At 29.2% G+C, this 4764-nt stretch carries 6 protein-coding genes; 3 read left to right on the top strand and 3 right to left on the bottom strand.

Going from position 1 to position 4764, the window contains the following annotated elements; all coding sequences use genetic code 11:
* Positions 1 to 195 precede the first annotated feature (195 nt).
* Both L21TH_RS09500 and L21TH_RS09495 read left to right on the top strand, forming a co-directional pair.
* A complete protein-coding gene (locus L21TH_RS09500; RefSeq protein WP_006314826.1) occupies positions 196 to 897 on the top strand; it encodes a bactofilin family protein in 702 nt (233 codons plus the stop codon).
* A 386-nt stretch (positions 898 to 1283) separates the two neighbouring features.
* On the top strand, positions 1284 to 1493 hold the full coding sequence (locus L21TH_RS09495; protein WP_006314825.1) for a hypothetical protein: 210 nt from the start codon (positions 1284 to 1286) through the stop codon (positions 1491 to 1493).
* Between the two features lie 79 nt (positions 1494 to 1572).
* On the opposite strand, the gene L21TH_RS14325 is transcribed toward L21TH_RS09495, so the two are convergent.
* Together L21TH_RS14325 and L21TH_RS09490 are read right to left on the bottom strand one after the other, a co-directional pair.
* Positions 1573 to 1746 (bottom strand): hypothetical protein, encoded by a 174-nt coding sequence (locus L21TH_RS14325; protein WP_006314824.1) that lies wholly within the window; start codon positions 1744 to 1746, stop codon positions 1573 to 1575.
* A 118-nt stretch (positions 1747 to 1864) separates the two neighbouring features.
* Positions 1865 to 2164, bottom strand: coding sequence for a YhfC family glutamic-type intramembrane protease (locus L21TH_RS09490; RefSeq protein WP_278244301.1), 300 nt, complete (start codon positions 2162 to 2164; stop codon positions 1865 to 1867).
* Positions 2165 to 2490: 326 nt separating this feature from the next.
* On the opposite strand from L21TH_RS09490, the gene tsaD reads away from it, so the two are divergent.
* Complete coding sequence (tsaD, locus tag L21TH_RS09485; RefSeq protein ID WP_006314823.1) at positions 2491 to 3516, top strand: tRNA (adenosine(37)-N6)-threonylcarbamoyltransferase complex transferase subunit TsaD; 1026 nt, start codon at positions 2491 to 2493, stop codon at positions 3514 to 3516.
* A 416-nt stretch (positions 3517 to 3932) separates the two neighbouring features.
* On the opposite strand, the gene L21TH_RS09480 is transcribed toward tsaD, so the two are convergent.
* On the bottom strand, positions 3933 to 4484 hold the full coding sequence (locus tag L21TH_RS09480) for a biotin transporter BioY (RefSeq protein ID WP_006314822.1): 552 nt from the start codon (positions 4482 to 4484) through the stop codon (positions 3933 to 3935).
* Between the last annotated feature and the right edge of the window lie 280 nt (positions 4485 to 4764).

The raw sequence follows: 4764 nt of genomic DNA, 5'->3' as shown, positions 1-4764 counted from the left end.
AGCTACTAACTACTAACAACGAACTACTAACTAACAAATCGACGAAGTCGATTTTGTTCTCTATTTTTACGTCTTCTTTTATGCATTTTAGTTCCCTGTCCCTTAAAAAGCCAGCTATGCTCTCTTTTTTATAATATATTCCCAATTTCTACAATAGAATTAATATATAATATTATAACTGGCGGGAGAGATTAAATGAAAGTATATAGAGTGATATCAATAAGTATAATTCTTTTTAGTGTTTTCTTTATTAGTATTAATGTATATGGTGAGGATATTTCTAGGGATGAAGTGATTAATATAAAAGAAAATGAAATTTTGAGAAAAGATTTGATTACATGGGAAAATACTATTATTAATAACGGAATAATAGTAGGAGATATTATGAATGTATCAGACGAGCTTTTAAATAAAGGAGAAATAAAGGGAGATATACTTGGAGTTATTGATAAAGCTACTGTTAATGGCATAGTCGACGGAGATATAAGAGGCTGGATGAATACATTAAATATTTCCGGGGAAATAAGTAGAAATTTGACACTTATCACCAAAGACTTAGTGATTGAAAATAATGGTATCGTTGATGGTAGTGTGACAGTTATTGGGGATACTATGAGAGTTGAAGGTGAAATAGGTTCAGACTTAAGAGGATTTGTAGACACATTAATAATAAATGGAAAGATAAAAGGTGATGTTGACATAATAGCTAGAGAAATAAAAATTGGTTCTTTAGGGGAAATAGGTGGAGATTTAAGTTATAAAAGAGAGCATGAATTAAAGTTTAGAAGAGGTATTAAAGGAGATGTAAAATATGAGAAAGGCATGTCTACTTTAAGCTTTAAAAGAATAATACTATTATTAAAAATAATTAGGCTTATTATAATGATTGTTTTGTAAAAAAATGACTGAATACATTTTTATTAATTTAAAATTAAAAATTGAAAATGTAAAATTAAAAGGGTATTTATAGACAACATAACGAAAAATGAACAAAATATCCCATAATAAATTTGAGGATACAAAAAGAATGAGGAATTGTTAGCCATATTGAAATGTGAGCTACTTGTAATTTCTACTATTTTATACTCTATTACTCTAATCTATATAGTTTGTAGCGAAAGATGAATATCAAATGGTGAATAATTAAACTAATTTCAAATTTTTTCCTAATATACAGTACCAAGTAACTAGTACTAGAATGTAATTCTAAGTTGCATTCCATGTATATATTAGTTTGCAAAAGAGATAATAATACCATATAGAATTACAAAGGAGGGTTATAAATGGCTAATAAAGAACAACTGAGAAAAGTAGCTAATAGATGTAGTCAATATCATTTTGTAGGGCGCGATTCAATGAGTTTCGAATCAAATGTATTAGGAGAAACAGTAAGAAGCTGTGAAAATTGTACTCATTTTACTAAGGAACGTAAATGTGATATTAATTTAGTAGATGAAATTCTATCTAACATGGCAGAATTAGATTATGAATAGAAAAAAGTGGCATTAAATAAGCCACTTTTTTTCTGACACTAGTGAAATTGCTTTTACAATCACTAGTACCTAGTATCTGTTATTTCAGTTCATTATTGTTTTCGTTCATATATATTGCTTTAGATTCTAAAGGTCTATCCTTTGCTACCATCATTAATGCATAATCACCATAACTTATTTCTTTGAGCATACCATCTGACATTACATTAGATTGAGAAAGTCTTGTATAAAAAGAATTTTTTTCATTGGACATAAAATCCACTCCCTAATATTATAAAGAGTATATAATTATTATGGCTTTAAATCCGAAATCTATATAACTAATTTATGTGATATTAGGGATATAATTCTAAAATTTCACATTTACATGGTTAACTGTCCCCTAAAAAAGCAGCTTGCTGCTTTTTAATAAAATATATAGATAAAATTGCAAATACAAATACATAAATTTCAGAGAAAACAAAATTTTGAAAAATTACAGGGAAAAAGTTTACAAGTGAATGAAGTAAAATAGCATAAAGGAGATAAATATTTTTTCTGTTTTTAACGCTATATAATACAATTAAAGATAGTGCAATGTGAATAGCTAAAACAAATAATCTTTCAATTCCACCAAATAAAAACATATATGATGGTGTATTATTAGGTAAAATACACCATACAAAACACAAACTGTAAACGAATACAATTATAATAAAACTCTTTACACGAACATAAGTTCGTTGTATAATATTGTAAAAGGAGACAGCAAATATAGTATGAAATTAGTTTGGCTATTGGTTGATAGCTATTAAACGTTAAACTAAGAAGTAAACACATTACAAATTATGGATTAGGGATTAAAGATTTGGGTATTAAAGAATATAGGAATATATGTTTTTATGCATCGTTGTACTCTTTTATAATTAAAGCCCTAGTAATTAAGTTTTTTATAAGATATAATAAGTTCTGTGTTAGAAAATGGGGTATAAAGGTAGAAGATATAAGGAGTGGTAGAATGAATGATATTATAACTCTAGCAGTAGAAACTTCCTGTGATGAAACATCAGTAGCTGTAGTTAAAAATGGAAGAGAAGTGTTGTCCAATATAATATCTTCACAAGTTGAAGTACATAAAAAGTTCGGTGGAGTAGTGCCAGAAGTGGCATCGAGAAAACATGTAGAAGCAATTAATATGATAGTACAAAAGGCATTAGATGAAAGTAACATAACTTTTGAAGATATAGATGTAGTAGGTGTAACTTATGGGCCTGGTTTAGTTGGAGCATTATTAGTAGGATTATCCACAGCTAAAGCTTTAGCATTTGCTAATGATATTCCAGTAGTTGGGGTTAATCATATCGAAGGTCATATAAGTGCTAATTATATTGAGCATAAGGACTTAGAGCCTCCTTTTGTGTGTTTGGTAGTATCAGGAGGACATACTCATCTTGTATATGTTAAAGATTACGGAGACTATGAAGTATTAGGAAAGACTAGAGACGATGCAGCGGGGGAAGCATTCGATAAAGTAGCTAGAGCATTAAAATTAGGCTACCCAGGCGGACCTATAATAGACAAATTAGCTAAAGAAGGAAACGAAGAAGCTATAGATTTCCCAAGGGCATATTTAGAAGATGGAAGTTATGATTTTAGCTTTAGTGGACTTAAATCTGCTGTTCTTAATTATTTGAATTCTAAAAAACAAAAGAATGAAGACATAGTAGTAGAGGATGTAGCAGCAAGTTTTCAACAAGCAGTTATAGAAGTCCTTGTGGAAAAAACTATACAAGCAGCCAAAGATAAAGGAGTAAAAATAGTTACTTTAGCAGGAGGAGTAGCTGCAAATGAAGGATTAAGAAATCTTATGAGAAAGAGATGTAAAGAAGAAGGAATACAGATAAAATATCCATCAAAAATTTTATGTACTGATAATGCTGCAATGATAGGTTGTGCTGCATATTATGATTATATTAAAGGATATAGAGCAGACTTAACGTTAAATGCAGTACCAAATTTAAAGTTGGGAGAAAAAAGATATTAAAGGCGACTAAGTCGCCTTTGTTTTTTTCGACGGAAGTTTTACACAAAATTAGTCACAGCTTGTCCACAATGTTAAAATTATATTAATTATAAAGCTGTGGATAATGTGAAAAAAAGACAGAGAGCAGGTAACAAATGCTGTGACAAATGTGGATAACTTTGTGGATTGTGAGTATAATTTGTGGATTACTTGGGGAAAATACATTTTTACTTAATTATACTAACAAAATTAGGATTGTTTTGCATATTCGGGAAACGACAAGAAAAGACAAATATATTTAGATACTAGATACTTGGTATTAGGTACTAGAGATACAATCAAAAATTAGAAATGCAAAGTTGATTTGACTAAGTGCTATTTATGAATCGATTTTAAGTAAAAATAAAATAGCTCACAAATTAATGTGAGCTGATAACTTATATAAGATCTGCTTTTTTTAATGAGCGTTTCAATATAGGAGCAATAAAACCGCCTATGGCTAGTTTTATCAAGTCAGGAATAACAAATGGTATTATTAATATTGGTATAGCTTCAATAAAACCTACATTAGATAACAGTGAGTATTGACAAACACCGAAAATATATATAATCATTAAGCCTATTGCCATTGCAAAGATATTGACAGCAATATTTTTTATTGGAGATTTCCCTTTATAAAGATTGACAAGTATACCAATAACGAAGCTGGCTATTGGAAAGGCAGTTATATATCCACCATATAGACCTACAATAATATGTAACCCTCCTTTAAAACCAGCGAATACAGGTACTCCAATAGTACCTAAAAGAATATAAACTAATTGAGATATTAGTCCTAATTTACTTCCTAATATGGCTCCAGATAAGAAGACTGCAAGAACTTGTAAAGTTATGGGTACAGGGGAAAATGGAGTATAGATAAAAATTTGTGCACATGTTGCAGTTATTGCAGTAAATATTGAAGCGTATACTAAATCTCTTGTAGACATTTAATATCCTCCTTTGAAGGAAATAATAAAACATTGTTAACTAATGAGCAGATTTTGGTTAACAAACATACTAATATAATAATATTTAGACAGAAAAATGTCAACATAAAAAATAAATTAGGTTGACAAATTTGTTTTAAATAAAAAAGTATATTCATTTTATAGCTTGTAAATAAGTTAAATACAGCTTGTGAAAGATATGGAAAAAACTGCATCTAAACAGTACAGAAAATTTTGTAAGAGAATAAAAAATAGGGGTTGTAGGGGACAGGGTCCCCTG

Source organism: Caldisalinibacter kiritimatiensis (assembly GCF_000387765.1).
GTDB lineage: Bacteria > Bacillota > Clostridia > Tissierellales > Caldisalinibacteraceae > Caldisalinibacter > Caldisalinibacter kiritimatiensis.
The sequence above is the reverse complement of the archived record's forward strand: the minus strand, read 5'-3'. Positions and strand labels throughout refer to the sequence as shown.

Excerpts from the sequence above, each read along its gene's own strand:
- L21TH_RS09500 (WP_006314826.1), top strand. The coding sequence starts at position 196 with ATGAAAGTATATAGAGTGATATCAATAAGTATAATTCTTTTTAGTGTT.
- L21TH_RS09495 (WP_006314825.1), top strand. The coding sequence starts at position 1,284 with ATGGCTAATAAAGAACAACTGAGAAAAGTAGCTAATAGATGTAGTCAA.
- L21TH_RS14325 (WP_006314824.1), bottom strand. The coding sequence starts at position 1,746 with ATGTCCAATGAAAAAAATTCTTTTTATACAAGACTTTCTCAATCTAAT.
- tsaD (WP_006314823.1), top strand. The coding sequence starts at position 2,491 with ATGAATGATATTATAACTCTAGCAGTAGAAACTTCCTGTGATGAAACA.
- L21TH_RS09480 (WP_006314822.1), bottom strand. The coding sequence starts at position 4,484 with ATGTCTACAAGAGATTTAGTATACGCTTCAATATTTACTGCAATAACT.